12 protein-coding genes (1 of these 12 running past the window's edge) are annotated in these 15,261 nt (G+C 46.4%); 10 read left to right on the forward strand and 2 right to left on the reverse strand.

Annotated features, from left to right (window positions below; all coding sequences use genetic code 11):
- Positions 1–564 precede the first annotated feature (564 nt).
- The 9 genes from EUZ85_RS06875 to EUZ85_RS06915 all read left to right on the forward strand — a co-directional run bounded on the left by EUZ85_RS06875 (position 565) and on the right by EUZ85_RS06915 (position 12,400).
- A complete protein-coding gene (locus EUZ85_RS06875) occupies positions 565–1,566 on the forward strand; it encodes a porin (protein ID WP_127968601.1) in 1,002 nt (333 codons plus the stop codon).
- Positions 1,567–1,676: 110 nt separating this feature from the next.
- Complete coding sequence (locus EUZ85_RS06880; RefSeq protein WP_127968602.1) at positions 1,677–2,606, forward strand: CYTH domain-containing protein; 930 nt, start codon at positions 1,677–1,679, stop codon at positions 2,604–2,606.
- Between the two features lie 119 nt (positions 2,607–2,725).
- Positions 2,726–5,617: a bifunctional [glutamate--ammonia ligase]-adenylyl-L-tyrosine phosphorylase/[glutamate--ammonia-ligase] adenylyltransferase gene (gene glnE / locus EUZ85_RS06885; protein WP_127968603.1), complete on the forward strand. Its 2,892-nt coding sequence runs from the start codon at positions 2,726–2,728 to the stop codon at positions 5,615–5,617.
- Positions 5,618–5,713: 96 nt separating this feature from the next.
- Entirely contained in the window at positions 5,714–6,637 is a 924-nt protein-coding gene (locus tag EUZ85_RS06890; protein ID WP_127968604.1) for a branched-chain amino acid transaminase, read from the forward strand.
- Positions 6,638–6,672: 35 nt separating this feature from the next.
- Positions 6,673–7,719: a lipopolysaccharide heptosyltransferase II gene (waaF, locus tag EUZ85_RS06895; RefSeq protein WP_127968605.1), complete on the forward strand. Its 1,047-nt coding sequence runs from the start codon at positions 6,673–6,675 to the stop codon at positions 7,717–7,719.
- Entirely contained in the window at positions 7,712–8,758 is a 1,047-nt protein-coding gene (gene waaC, locus EUZ85_RS06900; protein ID WP_127968606.1) for a lipopolysaccharide heptosyltransferase I, read from the forward strand. The genes waaF and waaC overlap by 8 nt, the downstream gene beginning before the upstream one ends.
- 6 nt (positions 8,759–8,764) lie before the next feature.
- Complete coding sequence (locus EUZ85_RS06905; protein ID WP_127968607.1) at positions 8,765–10,327, forward strand: glycosyltransferase family 39 protein; 1,563 nt, start codon at positions 8,765–8,767, stop codon at positions 10,325–10,327.
- A gap of 38 nt (positions 10,328–10,365) precedes the next feature.
- A complete protein-coding gene (locus EUZ85_RS06910; RefSeq protein ID WP_127968608.1) occupies positions 10,366–11,448 on the forward strand; it encodes a glycosyltransferase in 1,083 nt (360 codons plus the stop codon).
- Between the two features lie 22 nt (positions 11,449–11,470).
- On the forward strand, positions 11,471–12,400 hold the full coding sequence (locus tag EUZ85_RS06915) for a glycosyltransferase family 2 protein (protein ID WP_127974426.1): 930 nt from the start codon (positions 11,471–11,473) through the stop codon (positions 12,398–12,400).
- Between the two features lie 34 nt (positions 12,401–12,434).
- Here the strand turns inward: EUZ85_RS06915 and EUZ85_RS06920 are convergent, their stop codons facing one another.
- Positions 12,435–13,541 carry a glycosyltransferase family 4 protein gene (locus EUZ85_RS06920; RefSeq protein ID WP_127968609.1) on the reverse strand — a complete coding sequence of 369 codons (1,107 nt, stop codon included), beginning with the start codon at positions 13,539–13,541 and terminating at the stop codon, positions 12,435–12,437.
- Between the two features lie 160 nt (positions 13,542–13,701).
- On the opposite strand from EUZ85_RS06920, the gene EUZ85_RS06925 reads away from it, so the two are divergent.
- Positions 13,702–14,454: a glycosyltransferase family 2 protein gene (locus EUZ85_RS06925; RefSeq protein ID WP_206618009.1), complete on the forward strand. Its 753-nt coding sequence runs from the start codon at positions 13,702–13,704 to the stop codon at positions 14,452–14,454.
- Here the strand turns inward: EUZ85_RS06925 and EUZ85_RS06930 are convergent.
- Positions 14,451–15,261, reverse strand: partial view of a glycosyltransferase family 4 protein gene (locus tag EUZ85_RS06930; protein WP_127968611.1) — the 3' portion only. 410 nt of this gene lie beyond the right edge of the window; the window shows 811 of its 1,221 coding nt (coding positions 411–1,221); the start codon falls outside the window, past its right edge; its stop codon occupies positions 14,451–14,453. The genes EUZ85_RS06925 and EUZ85_RS06930 overlap by 4 nt on opposite strands.

Below are 15,261 nucleotides of genomic sequence, written 5' to 3' on the forward strand. Positions count from 1 at the left end.
GGCGATTAAAGAACGTGTAATTCTGTCTATTTAACTGCCTGATTATAAAAAGTTTTTATTTTTTTAGGGGAAGCTCCCCCTGCCTTTGTAAGGCTTGAAAGTAGAATTTTTGTTACAAAAAAAAATGCCATATAGGCACTTTTTGGTTGCAAAAACGACAACGTTGTATTACATATGATTATTAATTTTCTTGTTTAGGAAAGTTATATAACCCGTTGTTTGTAAGGATTTTTTGCCTCTCTGCAAAAAGAACTGTCAAGGCTTTGATGGTAAGTTGTTGATAGAGTGGGAATTTAAGCCTTTTTGGCTGACCTTCAGTGAAGAAATGTGGACCTCTGTGAAGAGGCCTGATTTGCGAAAGTCTATCAACATTTAAAAACTGATGGGGTACGGCGAAAAAGGAGGCTTTGATATAGACAAAACATCGGATTGAAAAATGTCATTAAGTTGACATAATCACGAACTATAAATTGGCGAAAATTTTTTTGCCTATATAAAGAAAAATGTGGCTTTTAACCATCAATCTTCGAAAGAAGTTGATTTAACACACAAAAGGAAGACGAAATGAAAAAGACTTTGATCGCTTCAGCTGTTGCCGCTGCAACGATTTCTTCTACAGCTTTCGCTGCTGATTCCATGGCGAACATGCCTACCTTTTACGGTAACATTCAGCTGGCGTACGTCCACACTTCTGCAGAAACTGGTAGCACTGAAACCACTACCAACGAGTTTATTGATAATGGCTCTACTCTAGGTGTTAAGCATGAGCACGAAATTGCTCCTGGTCTGACTGGCTTTTTGAAAGCTGAGTGGGATTTTGATGCAGATGATAAGAGCGCTGGTGGTGGAAATGGCTTTGACCTTGATGAAGCCTACATCGGTGTAAAAGGCGACTTCGGTTCAGCTCAAATCGGTTCTGATGACACAGTGTACGAGTGGTGGGATGTAATCGACATCTCTGAAGCTGTTGGCATTTCCGGTGAAATGGCTTCTTACAACCACACCACTGGTGCTTTTGGCGGTGTTGCTGAAGGCGACAACTTCCAGTATGTGTCACCAGTAATCGCTGGTGGTCTGACTGTTGGTGTTACTATCCCTGTTGTAAATAGCGACAAATCTCACGCAGCTGCACTGGCCGCCAAATTTAAGACCGACATGTTTGAGGCTATCTTTGGCTATGCAATGGGCCGCGAGGAAGATGGTGTCGACACTGGCGATAGCATTGGCTTAGGTGGCCGTGTGTTCTTGGGTGATCTGACCTTGGGTCTTCAGTACGAAACTCGCTCAGCTGACTCAGTTGGCGGCGCAGATGTGAAGGCTAGTGAAGCTGACGGTTATGGTTTGATCGCTATCTATGCAATGGGAGCTTCTCAGTTTGCTGCGGGCTATCAAGCATATGAGAATGATGCTGACGCTGAAGCAGATAAGTTCTATCTGCAGGCGCTGCATAACATCTCTGATAACATGTATGCATACGTTGAGTACACTAACGGTTCTGTTGAGACTAAAGGCTCTGCAGACACTGACACTGAAGAGTTCGCAATCGGCGCAACTTACACTTTCTAATTCTAGCGTTTAGCTGATTAGAAAATATAAGAACCGGCTTCGGCCGGTTTTTTTGTGTCTTATTTTTATGCAGATATTAAAAATATTTTGTTTTTACTGAGCTTCAGGTTATGAAAGAAATTGAGTTAAAACTTATGTTCCCCTCAAGCAAGCATCATGCTGTGCTATCTACCCTGAAGAATACATTTGGCTCGCCAGAATATAAGGCTGTTTTGCGTAATATTTACTTTGATACGCCAGATTTGCGGCTTAAAGCATTGAGAACTGGGCTTCGAATACGTAATGCGGGTTCTAGGTGGGAGCAAACGCTGAAGGCAAAAGGAGGAAGTGTTGCGGGCCTTCACTCAAGAAATGAGTGGAACTGGCCTATAAATTCAGAAAGTTTAGACTTAGAAAAGTTACAAGATATTGATGCTTTAAGCGGGGTCAATCTTGCGTCGCTAATCCCAATATTTACAACAACATTTGAACGCTTGACATGGAATATTGCTCGCGAAGGGGCTGAAGTGGAGTTGGTGCTTGATGTTGGTAAAGTGACGTCAGGTGTTGAGTATACCCCTCTTGCAGAGATTGAGATTGAATATAAAAATGGAGAGTTTGGGCTTCTGTTTGATGTTGCTGAGGAGATTGTTGAAATGGCTCCATGTTGGGTTAGCGACGATACAAAGGCTTCCAAGGGGTATGGGCTTCTAAGTCTCTCTAATAATGATCCTTATGCTCAACTGGAGCATGACGATGTGCTTATGGCTGAGTTAATTAGAAAGCTTGCTAAGTTAAAGGGCAACTCAAGCTCGAAGTTAACTGGCTGGGAAGAATATGTCGGAGCAATCACCGCTATATCTGTTGCAGCTTCTAACATGTTTGAAGGTATCGATTTTCAGAGGTTGGGTGAATTGGTTAATGGAGAAACGTTGGCTGTTGTAAACTGGTATAAGCACTCTAAAAATTCGGATTTCAATGAGTTTTTAGAAACTTCCACTGCCGCAGGTAAGATTGGAGTGCTAGTAACCAGGGCGCTAGCAAATAAATCTACCGGGTAGTTACCCCCCAAATTTTCTGTGCTTGCATGTTCTGTTTTCCTGCCTCTTAAATCATCTAAATAGTTGTTGGTGCGTGCTATCCTGTCACAATGCGTGATAGTTAAAAGGAGCACAGACTAATGGCTGCGCCAAGCGAGCTAAATTTATATCCATCGGCAATTCATCCAACGATTCAGAAGTACTGGGAAGAGCTTGCTGATTTGCCTGCCGAGGCATTCGGCGCGTTTTCTCCTTTCTATCCCGATATTCTTCGTGCTTTTGCTGTTAGTGACTTCCTTGCGCTAATCATTCTTAGAGAGCCTGAGCTGGTTCTCAGTTTCTTGCAGTCTTCGCAATATCAAGAAGATTATCAACTTGTAGATTTCCAGACGTTATTGATCGAAGAGTTGACAGAGGCTCACAAGGAAGATGACTTGCTTCGAATATTAAGGCAGTTTCGTCGACGAATGATGTTTCGAATTATATGGCGAGACTTGGTGTGCTTAGTGGACTATCAAATCACGGCCAGAGAGGTTTCATGGCTTGCAGAAACTTGTATTGATGAGGCTTTGAGCTGGCTTTATCGTGATTTAAGTCAGCAGTTTGGTGAGCCTCGTTCAGTGGCTGGCGATAAGCAGCAACTGGTTGTTCTCGCCATGGGCAAACTAGGAGCGAACGAGCTCAATGTATCATCGGATATTGATTTGATATTTACTTTTCCAGAGAGAGGTGAGACGCAAGGTGGGCCCCGCTCCCTGGATAATCAGGCGTTTTTTACTCGATTAGGGCAGAGGTTAATACAGGCGTTAGATAAAACGACGGCCGATGGCTTTGTGTTTAGGGTTGATATGAGGTTGAGGCCATATGGGCAGAGCGGCGCCCTGGCCCTCAGCTTTGCGGCTATGGAAGCCTATTATCAGGAACAAGGCCGGGATTGGGAACGCTATGCGATGATCAAAGCTCGGGCTGTTGCAGGCGATATTGAAGCTGGAGAAGAGCTGCTAACCTCGCTTAAGCCTTTCGTTTATCGCAAATATATCGACTTTGGCGCAGTGCAAGCCCTGAGAGCGATGAAGGAAATGATTGAAAGGGAAGTCCAGCGTAAAGGTCAGGATGGAAATATCAAGGTAGGTCGAGGGGGGATCAGGGAGATTGAGTTTATCGTTCAAGTGTTTCAGCTGATGCGTGGTGGCAGAGATGTCAGGCTACAGCGGCGGAATTTGTTGTCGACACTTGGGCGCCTTGAAGATGAAGGGCTTTTGCCTGTCGTCGCAGCGACTGAATTGCGGGAAGCCTATATTTTTCTACGTAACTTAGAGCATGCCATTCAAGGGCTTGAAGATAAGCAGACCCAGGAGATACCCAAGGACGAAGAGGGTAGGGAGCGGGTCGCTGTGGCAATGGGGTTCCCGGGTTGGGGGGAGTGTCGGGCTCAATTGGATAAACTCAGAGACTGCGTATCGGAGCATTTCGCCGACATTATTGCTGAGCGCAAGGAGGCTCCTTTAGCGCGTCCAGATATGGTCGAGTGGCGAGCTCTTTGGGCTGGCCGATTAACCCAGGATGAGGCCCAGGATTTATTGTCGCAATCAGGATGTGAGCAGGCGGTGGAAATCTATGAGTCCGTGCAACAGCTCCGTCAGAGCAGCCGAGTGCAACATATGCAGTTGCAGGGAAAAGAGCGCTTAGACGAGTTTATGCCCAATCTGCTTCAGTCTTTGGCGCAAAGCAGAGCTTCGCACGAAACGAGCAGAAGACTGTTGGCGTTAGTTGAAGCCGTTCTGCGGCGGAGCGCTTATTTGGCGTTACTGAATGAAAACCCAAATGCGCTGACCGAACTTATTCGGCTGTTTGCAGAAAGCGCCTGGATCGCGACACAAATTGCAACTACGCCCTTGTTGTTGGATGAGTTATTGCACTCTGGCAGCCTTTACACTCCGCCTGATACTTCCGTATTACGTGATGAGCTCCGTCAGCAAATGCTGCGCATTCCCAATGATGACCTGGAAGAGCAAATGGAAGCGCTGAGGTACTTCAAAAAGGCTCACGTATTGCGAGTGGCTGCCTCAGATCTGCGTGAAACTCTGCCCCTGATGAAGGTGAGTGATTACCTGACTTTTATCGCCGAAACTATTGTTGAACAGGTGCTGGATGAGGCTTGGGAAACGATGGTGAAGAAATACGGCGAGCCAGGCTACGAGGAAGCTGCGCCAAATGATATGCGATTTGCTGTTATTGGCTATGGAAAGCTCGGTGGCATTGAAATGAGCTACGGCTCGGATTTGGATCTAGTGTTCCTGCATGGCGCTTCAGGAGATTTAAATACTAACGGTGAGGCCGGTATCGCCAATCAAGTTTTTTTCACTCGCCTTGGGCAGAGGATTATCCATCTGCTGACGACGAAAACTGCATCTGGAGATATATATGAAGTGGATATGCGGCTGCGGCCTTCTGGAAACTCGGGATTGCTGGTCAGCTCTGTCAGCGCGTTTCAGCAATATCAGGAAAAAAGTGCGTGGACATGGGAGCACCAGGCTCTAGTCCGCTCGAGAGCGGTAGCGGGATGTCCCAGTATTCGAACAGAGTTTGAAAAAGTAAGAAAAGGCATTCTTACGCAACCTCGTGATCCAGTGAAACTGCGCGCAGAAGTGATCGAGATGAGAGAGAAAATGAGCGCCTCACTCGGAACCAAATCTGATTCATCAGGAAGCCCGCCTTATTTCGATCTCAAGCACGATAGGGGCGGTATCGTTGATATAGAATTTATGGTTCAATATGCAGCTTTGCGCTGGGCGAATGAGTATCCACAGATTATTGTCTGGAGCGACAACATCAGGATACTGGAGGCCTTGGGTGAGGCCGGTATTTTCACTCCTGAAGACGCGGATAAGCTTTGTGATATCTATCGCTTGCTTCGCGCCCGCGGCCATAGACTGGCGCTTCAGAATCTTCCCGCGCGGATACAAGCTGACGAACTGTTGGAAGAGCGTCGTTGGGTTGTGGCGTTTTGGGAAAAAGTATTTGTGGAGTGACTCGGTTCCTCCTCTACTAATCAATACTCTTCCGACGTTAAAGTCGGGTTACAGTTTAAGAATGTGTGGCTTTGGGCCCCGAAGGAGTTGACTGCTATGTCCATGGCTGATCGTGACGGTTTGATCTGGTTCGACGGCAAAATGACGCCTTGGCGTGACGCCAATGTGCATGTGTTAACACATACGCTGCATTACGGCATGGGTGTGTTCGAAGGCGTTCGCGCATACCAGACTCCTGATGGCGCTGCGATTTTTCGTTTGCAGGAGCATACCGACAGGTTGTTTGATTCCGCTCATATCATGAACATGAAGCTGCCCTTTTCTAAGGATGAGCTTAATGAGGCGCAGCGTCAGGCCGTGCGCGAGAATAACCTGAACTCAGCTTATATGCGGCCCATGGCGTTCTACGGCTCTGAAGGCATGGGGCTACGCGCCAATAATCTGAGCGTGCATGTGATCGTCGCCGCTTGGGAATGGGGGGCGTACTTGGGAGAGGAGTCGTTGCAAAAAGGCATCAAGGTGCGCACCAGCTCTTATACCCGTCACCACGTGAACATTTCTATGACCCGTGCTAAAGCGAACGGCCACTACATCAACTCAATGCTTGCTTTGAACGAAGCGTTAGCGTGCGGATGTGATGAGGCGCTACTGCTTGATCCGGAAGGTTATGTGGCGGAAGGTTCCGGTGAAAATATCTTTGTCATCCGCGATGGCGTTATTTACACCCCAGAGTTGACCTCTTGCCTCAACGGCATCACTCGTAACACGATTTTTCACTTGGCGGAGCATTTGGGCTATAAGCTGGTGGAGAAGCGTATCACTCGCGATGAAGTCTATATTGCTGATGAAGCCTTTTTCACTGGCACTGCGGCGGAGGTCACGCCGATTAGAGAGCTGGATGGACGTCCCATTGGCGCTGGTCAGCGTGGACCGATTACTGAAAGACTGCAGTCCCTGTATTTCGACGTAGTCAAAGGACGTAACGAAGAGTTCAAGCACTGGCTGACGCCCGTCGCCTAAGTTTTAGTTCATTTCCATGTAAGAGGCGCCAGCCCTTGAATATTCTTATTATCGGGCCCTCTTGGGTTGGCGATATGGTGATGGCGCAAAGCCTATTTAAAGTGCTTGTGCGCCTCTATCCAAACGCACAGATAGATGTCCTTGCTCCAGGTTGGAGCCGCCCCATTCTTGAAGCTATGCCTGAAGTGAGAGAGGCCATCGATATGCCGGTAGGTCACGGCAAGTTGATGCTCAAGGCGCGACGTGAACTGGCTGCGTCATTAAAGGCGAAAGATTATGGTTGGTCCATCGTTCTTCCTAACTCATTGAAATCCGCATTAATTCCCTGGTTTGCAAGCATACCAAGGCGAACTGGTTGGCGGGGAGAAATGCGTTATGGTCTACTAAATGACATTCGTAAGCTTGATAAAGAGCAGTTTCCGCTTATGGTCGAGCGCTTTGTGGCGCTTGCCTTTGAAAACGGAGAAGCTGACTTAAGCCGCATACCCAACCCGGAATTGAGGCCCAATGAACAGCTTACCGCGGATGTTTGCGCTAAATACGCAGTGGAAGCGGGTGGGACGCCTATTTTGGGACTATGTCCCGGCGCTGAGTTTGGCGCTGCAAAGCAGTGGCCTGCTGAGCATTATGCCGGTGTTGCGCGTCATTATCTGCAAAAAGGGTGGCGCGTCTGGTTGTTTGGTTCCACTAATGATAAGCCTGTTTGCGAAGAAATAGCGACGGCCTCTGGCTCTGTCGGCGTTATGAACTTTGCTGGCTTGACGACTCTGCAGGAAGCCGTAGCGCTATTGTCTTTAACCTCTCGCGTCGTTAGTAACGATTCAGGCCTGATGCACGTCGCTGCGGCGTTGGGGAGTCCACTGGTCGCTGTTTACGGTTCGACCTCTCCAGACTTTACGCCACCGCTTACTGAGCACAAGCAAATTGTGCGTTTGGGGCTGGACTGCAGTCCCTGTTTTGAGCGCACTTGCCCTTTGGGACATTACAACTGTCTGAAACAGTTGCCTGCGCATCAGGTCATTTCTGCGTTGGATAAGTTACCTTGTGGTTCCGACAGCCAGGGAGTTGCGCCCATTGCCTAAAGTTCTACTGGTGAAAATGTCTTCTCTGGGAGATGTCGTGCATACGCTGCCAGCCGTTACAGAGGCTGCGATGAACATACCGGGCTTACAATTGGACTGGGTGATTGAGGAAGCATTCGCAGAAATTCCTACGTGGCATCCGGCTGTGAACAAAGTCATTTCAGTTGCACTGCGGCGCTGGCGTAAAAATCCCTATGAGGCGTTGAAATCTGGCGAGTGGGCGGGCTTTGGCGAAAAACTTAAATCAGATTATGACCTTGTTATAGATGCCCAAGGTTTGTTGAAAAGCGCCTTAATCGCCAAAAAGGTTGGCGCAGAAGTCGTTGGTTTTGACCGCACATCAGTGAGAGAGCCACTTGCCAGCGCGTTCTATCAGCGGCGCTACTCGGTCGCCAGGCAAATGCATGCGGTGGAAAGGACCCGTGAACTATTCGCACAAGGGCTCGGTTATGCGAAAAGCGGTCCCCCGGATTACGGACTCAGGATAGATGCTGCTGAATCTGAAGAGACGGGGCCAACGGTTATGTTTCTTCATGGCACGACATGGTTCACCAAGCACTGGCCTGAATCTTTCTGGAGTGATCTGGCTCTGCGGTGCCGGGAGGCTGGTTATAGTGTGTGGGCCGCATGGGGGAACAACGAAGAAAAGGCCCGGGCGGAACGCCTGGAAGTTTCCGCTGGCGTGCGTGTATTGCCGCGAATGCCGTTAAAAGGGATCGCTGAGCACATCGCTAGGGCTCAAGCTATTGTCACGGTTGATACAGGATTGGGCCACTTGGCGGCGGCGCTGGCTAAACCGACAATTGCCTTGTATGGGCCGACTAATCCCTCTCTCACTGGAATATATGGCGCGCAACAAGCCTCGCTTAGTTCCAGTTACCACTGCGCGCCTTGTATGCGAAAGCACTGTCGGTATGAGGTTTTGGGCGAAAAATTTGACTACCCTCCATGTTGGTATGAGCTCTCTCCCGAAGTGGTTTGGGGGCGTTTACGTCAAATAATGCCTTCGGCAGAAACCAGCACAATGAGAAAAAGTTAGTAAGCTATGGTTCCTGAAAATAGCTCCTTTATGAGAGGCTTGAAAAAAGTTGATCCTTTTGTCTGGGCCTTTCTCCTAGGATTCATGTTGAGGTTAAATGCTTTTTTCCGTGCAGATATATTTAACTCAGATGGGGTTTTATATATCGAGGAGGCTCAAAACGTTTTTTATAATGGTATCGAATATCTAGGCGTTTGCTTTCACGCCACTAATATTTTTCCTGTATTGATTGCTGCGATGTATAAGGTTGTCGGCGACTGGGAGTTGGCCGGACGCTTGATTTCCCTCTTTTTTGGCACGCTGACCATGTTGCCGCTTTATGGTGTTTTAAAGCATGCATTACCTAAGAATTATGCCTTATTAACGCTGCTTCTTTTTGCCTGTAATCCTTCTTTTGTGGTTCTGAGCGCGGATATTCTGCGTGGACCAGGATATTGGTTCTTTTTATCCTTGGCCATATACACGATATTAAGGGCGGAGCAGTCTGCTAATTACTGGACATATCCTCTCGCGTGCATGTTTTTTATGGTAGCTGCTTCGTTTCGGATAGAAGCCGCTGCATTAATTGCAGGAACAGTGTTTTTTCTGGGGGCCAGAAGAGAGGTAGGAAAAAGTGCCTTTCGCTGCGTTATGTTTCTCCTCCCGGTAATTGTGGCCATACTTGGGCTCTTGTTAAGTGAGTGGCTTCTTAATAGGCAGCTAGTTTCTTTTCCCAAGCAATATGAGCGTGTCGTTGAGCTTATCTCAGGATATAAGCAGCTTAGGCAAGACCTCAAAGGACTCTGGGCTCACCCGCCTGAAGGCTTTCATTTTCAATATTACTGGCGAGATATGTCGACAATTGTAGGGTGGACTGCACTAGGGGTGGAGCTTAATTGGCTGGCGAAAGCGATGTTTGAGCCTGTCGCGGTATTTTTCATCGCTGGCTTAGGGCCAGTTTTGCGAAAAGCGAGAGAGAACTTCTCTATTCGTTATTTATTGATATTAAGCCTTGTCGCCTTCGTGGTTCTTTTCCTCCAAACCATAACTGCCTGGTGGCTAGACTCTCGCATGATGGCTCTATTGTTAATACCTGGCTATGTGATTATTGCTATGGGACTCAGGAGAGTTAGTAATGCTTTAAAGGAATGGTTTTCTCTGAAAGGCAAGATTGTTTTTTTTATATTCTTGGGGTGTGTAGTCCTTGGGGCTGTAGTAAAACTATTGAAGCACAGAGAGTCTGATAAATATCTGTTGAAAGAAATAGGTGCCTATATTATGCATGATTCTCATAGTGCAGGCGGCTTTATACGAGTTGGTGGTTCATCAGAGTATATGATGTTTGTCAGCTATTATGCTAATGCTGAAATAAAAACTGGACAGTGCTCACATGTGGAAAGAACGTGGGAGGTTAAGGGAGAGTCATCTCATGTGCTCAAGGTCATAGATGAGAAAGAGTATGATTATTTTGTTTGGAATTCTCGTTATGATCCAGTCGAACTAAGAGAAAGCCTGCAACGCAAGTATCTTCCTATAAAGGGTTGGAAAACGAGCCTTGATGGCGATGTGGTTGTTTTTAGGCTGAAATAAAACTTGTCTGTATTAATAAACTTGATGGAATAACTAGAGTGAAAGAGCGTAAGAAAATTCTAGTTGTCGGCTATAATATGAAGGGGCAGGGCGGAAAAGAAACTGTATGCAGGAAGTTTTTTGACCTGCTATCTACAGATAGCTCTGGTGCGGATGTGGAGTTCTTGTTTATCGATGACTATAAGCAAGGTGTTGGTGAGGTGTGTGACAATTGGCTAGGCAATGCGCCTTTTTCTCGCGTTACTTCTGCTGTCGCCAATACAAAAATAAGGCGCCTCTCTTTTGCAGTAAAGCTTGCTGGAGTAGTTAGACTGAAGAAGCCAGATCTGGTTGTAGCTATTGACCCGCTTAGCTGCTATATATCCAATTTGGCAAGAGTAATATCTATGAGGAAATTTAATATATTCTCATGGATTCATACATCTCTTGACGTTCTTTATAAGGCGATTTACGTCACTAAAGCTGATTTTCATTTGGCTATTAGCTCTGGTATTACACAGCAGCTATCTAAAATGGGGGTCGTTCAGAGTAATATTTTTCTGGTTCATAACTCAGTCGCCAGGACAAGTATGCTATTGCCTAGGCCGAAGGGAGCGGCAAGCTTTATTTACATAGGCCGGCTGAGCGATAAAGATAAAAATGTTAGTGAACTACTAAGCTCTCTGTCTAATGTTTTAGGTGAGTGGACCTTGCACATTATTGGCTCAGGCCCAGATGAGAGAATGTATAGAGACTTGGCAAAAGAGCTGAATATTGATCACAGAATTGTTTGGCATGGATGGCGCGAAGTACCATGGGACTATGTTTTCTCTGAGATAAAAGAGGTGAGCGCCTTGCTACTGACGTCACGTATTGAAGGCTTTGGGATGTCGCTGGCGGAAGCTATGTCTTACGGTGTTTACTGTGTAAGTTCAGACTGCCAATCCGGCCCCTCTGACATTATCAGAGAGTCTGTGAACGGTGAGCTTTATCCTCCAGGACGTGTAGATATATTGACTGCGCGTTTGCAGTCAATTGTTGGCGGTGCGTCTTTGCCTGATGGAGAAAAGATAAGGGAGTCGATCGAGCACTTATATGATGATGCTTATTTAACTAGAATTAAATGTGCGCTCAAAATTTGATCCTGTAGATAGAGTTCTCGTGATGCATAATAAGTCGTCTTGTCAGCTGTCAATAATTGTAACTGCACACAATCTTCAAGATGAGATTGTTAAATGCCTTGAAAGTATCAAGCAGCTAGTGCACGGGGTTGCTGATAAGTGTGAGGTGCTGATGATTGATGATGCGTCATCAGATCGTACTCCGCACATTATGAAGGCGTTCTCTAATGATAATGCTGGCTTTGAGTATTTAAGAACAGAATATGGGAATATCGGAAAGGTGCGGCGTTATGCGCTAAGTAAGGCGCGCGGCGATTATATAACTTTTGTGGACGGAGATGATTTCGTTCCTCTGTTCTCTCTCAAAGAAACTTTTAATTTTTTTGACGATAAAAAACCGGACATTTTGCTCTCAAAACTGCATGAGGTGTGGAAGGTAAGTGACCAGGTGACCTCCTCTCTTCTGAGGACGCCTACGGCTCTGAGTCGGAATGAGGCGATTAAGCGCTTCCTGATTCACAAACAATTTAAAGCCCATTTATGGGGTAAGTACTTTAATAGCAGGCTTTTTAAATCGTTCGAGTTTCCTGAAATGGCGTGTTACGAGGACTCAATGGCTTTTCCCTATTTGTTGGCCGATAGTGAGAACCTTTATTATACGGATACCGTACTGTACAACTATGTTAGAAGGGAAGGCAGCCTTTCAAACGAGCTTGATTCTGTGAAGTTAAATGCCATGGCGGACGTGATATTGGCTATGAATCGTGTCTTCGGCGAAAGCTTCAGAAACCTGACTGCTTGTCATGCCATTGATTTGCTGCATAAATACAAGGACAGGCTTGCGGAGGGGAAACGGCATCAGCTTTCTCAAATGGTGGAAGGCCTGTCCACTTTGTCTTTTCTGCTTGATTTCAGCGTTAGAACAAGCTTTAAGCGTAAGTTTCTTGCATATAAGAAGGATGGGACGGCTTAGCTTTCTCTAAGTAGGCCTTTCATTTCTGGAATACCTACGAGCAGACTTTTTTATAGATATCTAACATACCATCCATCATTTTTTCAAAAGTCATTTCTTCCATGGCATGCTGGTACGCATTCTTTCTTAGAGTTGCTGCTAGCTTGCTGTCAGTTAATAGTTTAATTGCCGCTTCCGCTAAGGCTTCTGGATTTTGTGGAGGGCAAAGTAAGCCTGTATTGTTGTGGGAGATCATTTCCGGTAGGCCTCCAACTGTTGTAGCTATAATGCTGTTCTCCATTAAGAAGGCTTGGGATACTAAACGGGTCTGCGCTTCCGTTCCAATTGAGCAGATCATGACGATGTCACTAAACGCCTGATAGTTTTCAATGTCAGATTTATAGCCTATAAACTTGATTCGATCTTTATATTTTGATTTATCCCAGTGCTCCTTAACCTGACTTTCATAGGTTCTAGTGTCTGCTGTGGCGCTTCCTAACTGTATAAACGTCACGCCAGGAAGTTGCTCAGCTATAATCTCGCATGCTTTTAGGAAAAATAGTTGCCCTTTGTCCTCTCGAATCATGCCAATGTTTGACACCACTTTGTGGTCTGAAGGTATCCTCAGGCTTTCCTTGAGCGCTGAACCATCAATATTGGCATGGTAGCGGTTGTGGTCTACTCCAGCCTTCGCCGTATAAACTTTGCTGGTTGGGGCGAGTCCAAGCTGGATGATTTGCTCGTTTATCTTGTTGGCGGTAGTAATGATCTGATGATTGCCATATTTCCAGATCAGCCGATGGAGGAAGTCGTGCTTTATTGGCGTAGTGACATGGCGCGAGCGAACTACTTTCACCTTGGTCAGCCATTTGGCGAACATCGCATAGGATGCATCTCGATTGCTATGAGCATCGATTAACTCAATTTTGTTTTGATCGATAAAGCGGATTAGCTTTCTTATGATTTTGGGGTTTGCGGAACCGCGAAAGTCTATCTCAGTATTAGGAATATCTCTTTTTCTTGCCTCCATCAGGATCGCAGATTGAGGGCGCGCGACAATCCAGCAGTTATGTCCATTGGCATTTAACCATTGAGTTTGCTCTATTACTCGTAGCTCTTGCCCGCCCCAATTTAAGCTACTTTCCAAGTGTGCAATGTTCAAAATTTGATCCCGATGAATTAATAAGGTTAGTTAACGAGCGTCAACCAGAGGGCGGTCAGTATATCGTGAATTAGTGAGAACCTCGAAATGGGAAATCGCCCAATGATAACTAAGGTAATCGTGTACTATTGCTTTCTTAACTTGTACAGGTAATTGGATCATGCACAAACTGACCGCCACTATTATCACTCTAAATGAAGCTTCTCGTATTGCGCGTTGCATCGAAAGCGTCCAATTTGCTGATGAGGTGGTGGTTGTCGACTCGGGCAGCTCTGATGACACTTGTCGGATCGCCCAGGAAATGGGGTGTCGCGTTATAACTCAAGAGTGGTTGGGATATGGGGGGCAGAAGCAGTTTGCTGTTGATCTGGCGAGCAATGACTGGGTGTTGTGTATCGACGCCGACGAGGTGGTCACCAGCGAGCTTGCTGCTTCTATTAAGCAAGTCATGCAAAGGCCTGATGCAGAGGCTTACAGTTTTCCTCGCAGGAACTATTTTTTGGGTAACCCCCTCCGTTATGGTGAGGGATATCCAGATCGCAGTCTAAGGCTTTTCAATCGAAAAAAGGCAGGGTGGACCCAAGATTTGGTGCATGAAGCTGTAAAGTGTGAAGGAAGGATCCAAAAGCTAGAAGGAGACTTGAACCATTTTTCCGAAGAGACAATCTCGCAATATTTAGCTAAGCAAAATAAGTATACGCAGATTCAGGCGGAAGATATGTTTCGACGAGGGAAGAAGGTGGGGCTTAGTAAAATTCTCGTTAGTCCTATAATTCGATTTTTTAAGTTCTATATACTACGTCGCGGTTTTCTAGATGGTATGCCGGGGTTTGTGCATATTGTTATTGGTTGTATGAATAGCTTCATGAAGTATGTGAAGCTGTATGAGCTGAGGTCAAAGAGCCGGGACTAAATGTTTTGCCCGGAGACCGCATGTAACACGCTCTTGAATCTGTCGAAATAAGTCTCAGGAGAGAATAGTGAGTGTGACCTGGTGCGTGCTGCATGGCTCATTCTTGAATAGTCGGCTGTATTCAATATAAGTTCGCAAATTGCGTTTGCCATGCTGTCGGGGCTGACGGCTTTGGGCGGCCCTAGTTTATTGGCGGACGCATCAAAAATAACAGGGGGTAATCCTTGTATATTACCGCCCATTTGTCGGTATTCTTCTAAGCTAAGGCTCACGGGAATTGTATAGCCTGTAATGTTGTTCTCGACGACATCGGCAAGCCCATCGACGTCGGAGGCGATGACGGGGCAGCCGAACGCCATAGCTTCCAGCGCCACGAGACCAAACGGCTCTCTAAGCGAAGGGCAGAGCAGGCAGTCAATGTCTTGGTAGAACTGCTCTATTTGGCTTTGTAATCCCAAGAAATTAACTGCATGTTCAATTCGCAGCTCTTTTGCAAGAGCTTTTAATTGCTGCTCGTCTGGGCCTGCGCCAGCGATTGAAAGAATAACCGGTAAATTCTTGTCTAATAGTATCTTGAGTGCGTGAAGAGCCGTTGTGACGCCTTTTACACTAACTAGCCGGCCTGCGAGTCCCAGCCTAAATGGAGAGTGCGGCAGTTTGTCGCTGCTTGCATGAGTAGATGAGAGCCTAAATTTATTGAGTAGAGGGTTGTGGATGACTACGGCGTTGTCTTTCGAGTAGCTCCAGTTATACCGAATAACTTCCAGGGCGGCTTTTGAATTACAGATGACGCCATCTACTTTGGAT

Origin of the sequence: Hahella sp. KA22, assembly GCF_004135205.1 — a bacterium.
Taxonomy (GTDB): Bacteria; Pseudomonadota; Gammaproteobacteria; order Pseudomonadales; family Oleiphilaceae; genus Hahella.

Coding starts and splice junctions, on each gene's coding strand:
- EUZ85_RS06890 (WP_127968604.1), top strand. CDS start 5,714: ATGTCCATGGCTGATCGTGACGGTTTGATCTGGTTCGACGGCAAAATG.
- EUZ85_RS06875 (WP_127968601.1), top strand. CDS start 565: ATGAAAAAGACTTTGATCGCTTCAGCTGTTGCCGCTGCAACGATTTCT.
- EUZ85_RS06905 (WP_127968607.1), top strand. CDS start 8,765: ATGGTTCCTGAAAATAGCTCCTTTATGAGAGGCTTGAAAAAAGTTGAT.
- EUZ85_RS06880 (WP_127968602.1), top strand. CDS start 1,677: ATGAAAGAAATTGAGTTAAAACTTATGTTCCCCTCAAGCAAGCATCAT.
- EUZ85_RS06915 (WP_127974426.1), top strand. CDS start 11,471: ATGCATAATAAGTCGTCTTGTCAGCTGTCAATAATTGTAACTGCACAC.
- glnE (WP_127968603.1), top strand. CDS start 2,726: ATGGCTGCGCCAAGCGAGCTAAATTTATATCCATCGGCAATTCATCCA.
- EUZ85_RS06925 (WP_206618009.1), top strand. CDS start 13,702: ATGCACAAACTGACCGCCACTATTATCACTCTAAATGAAGCTTCTCGT.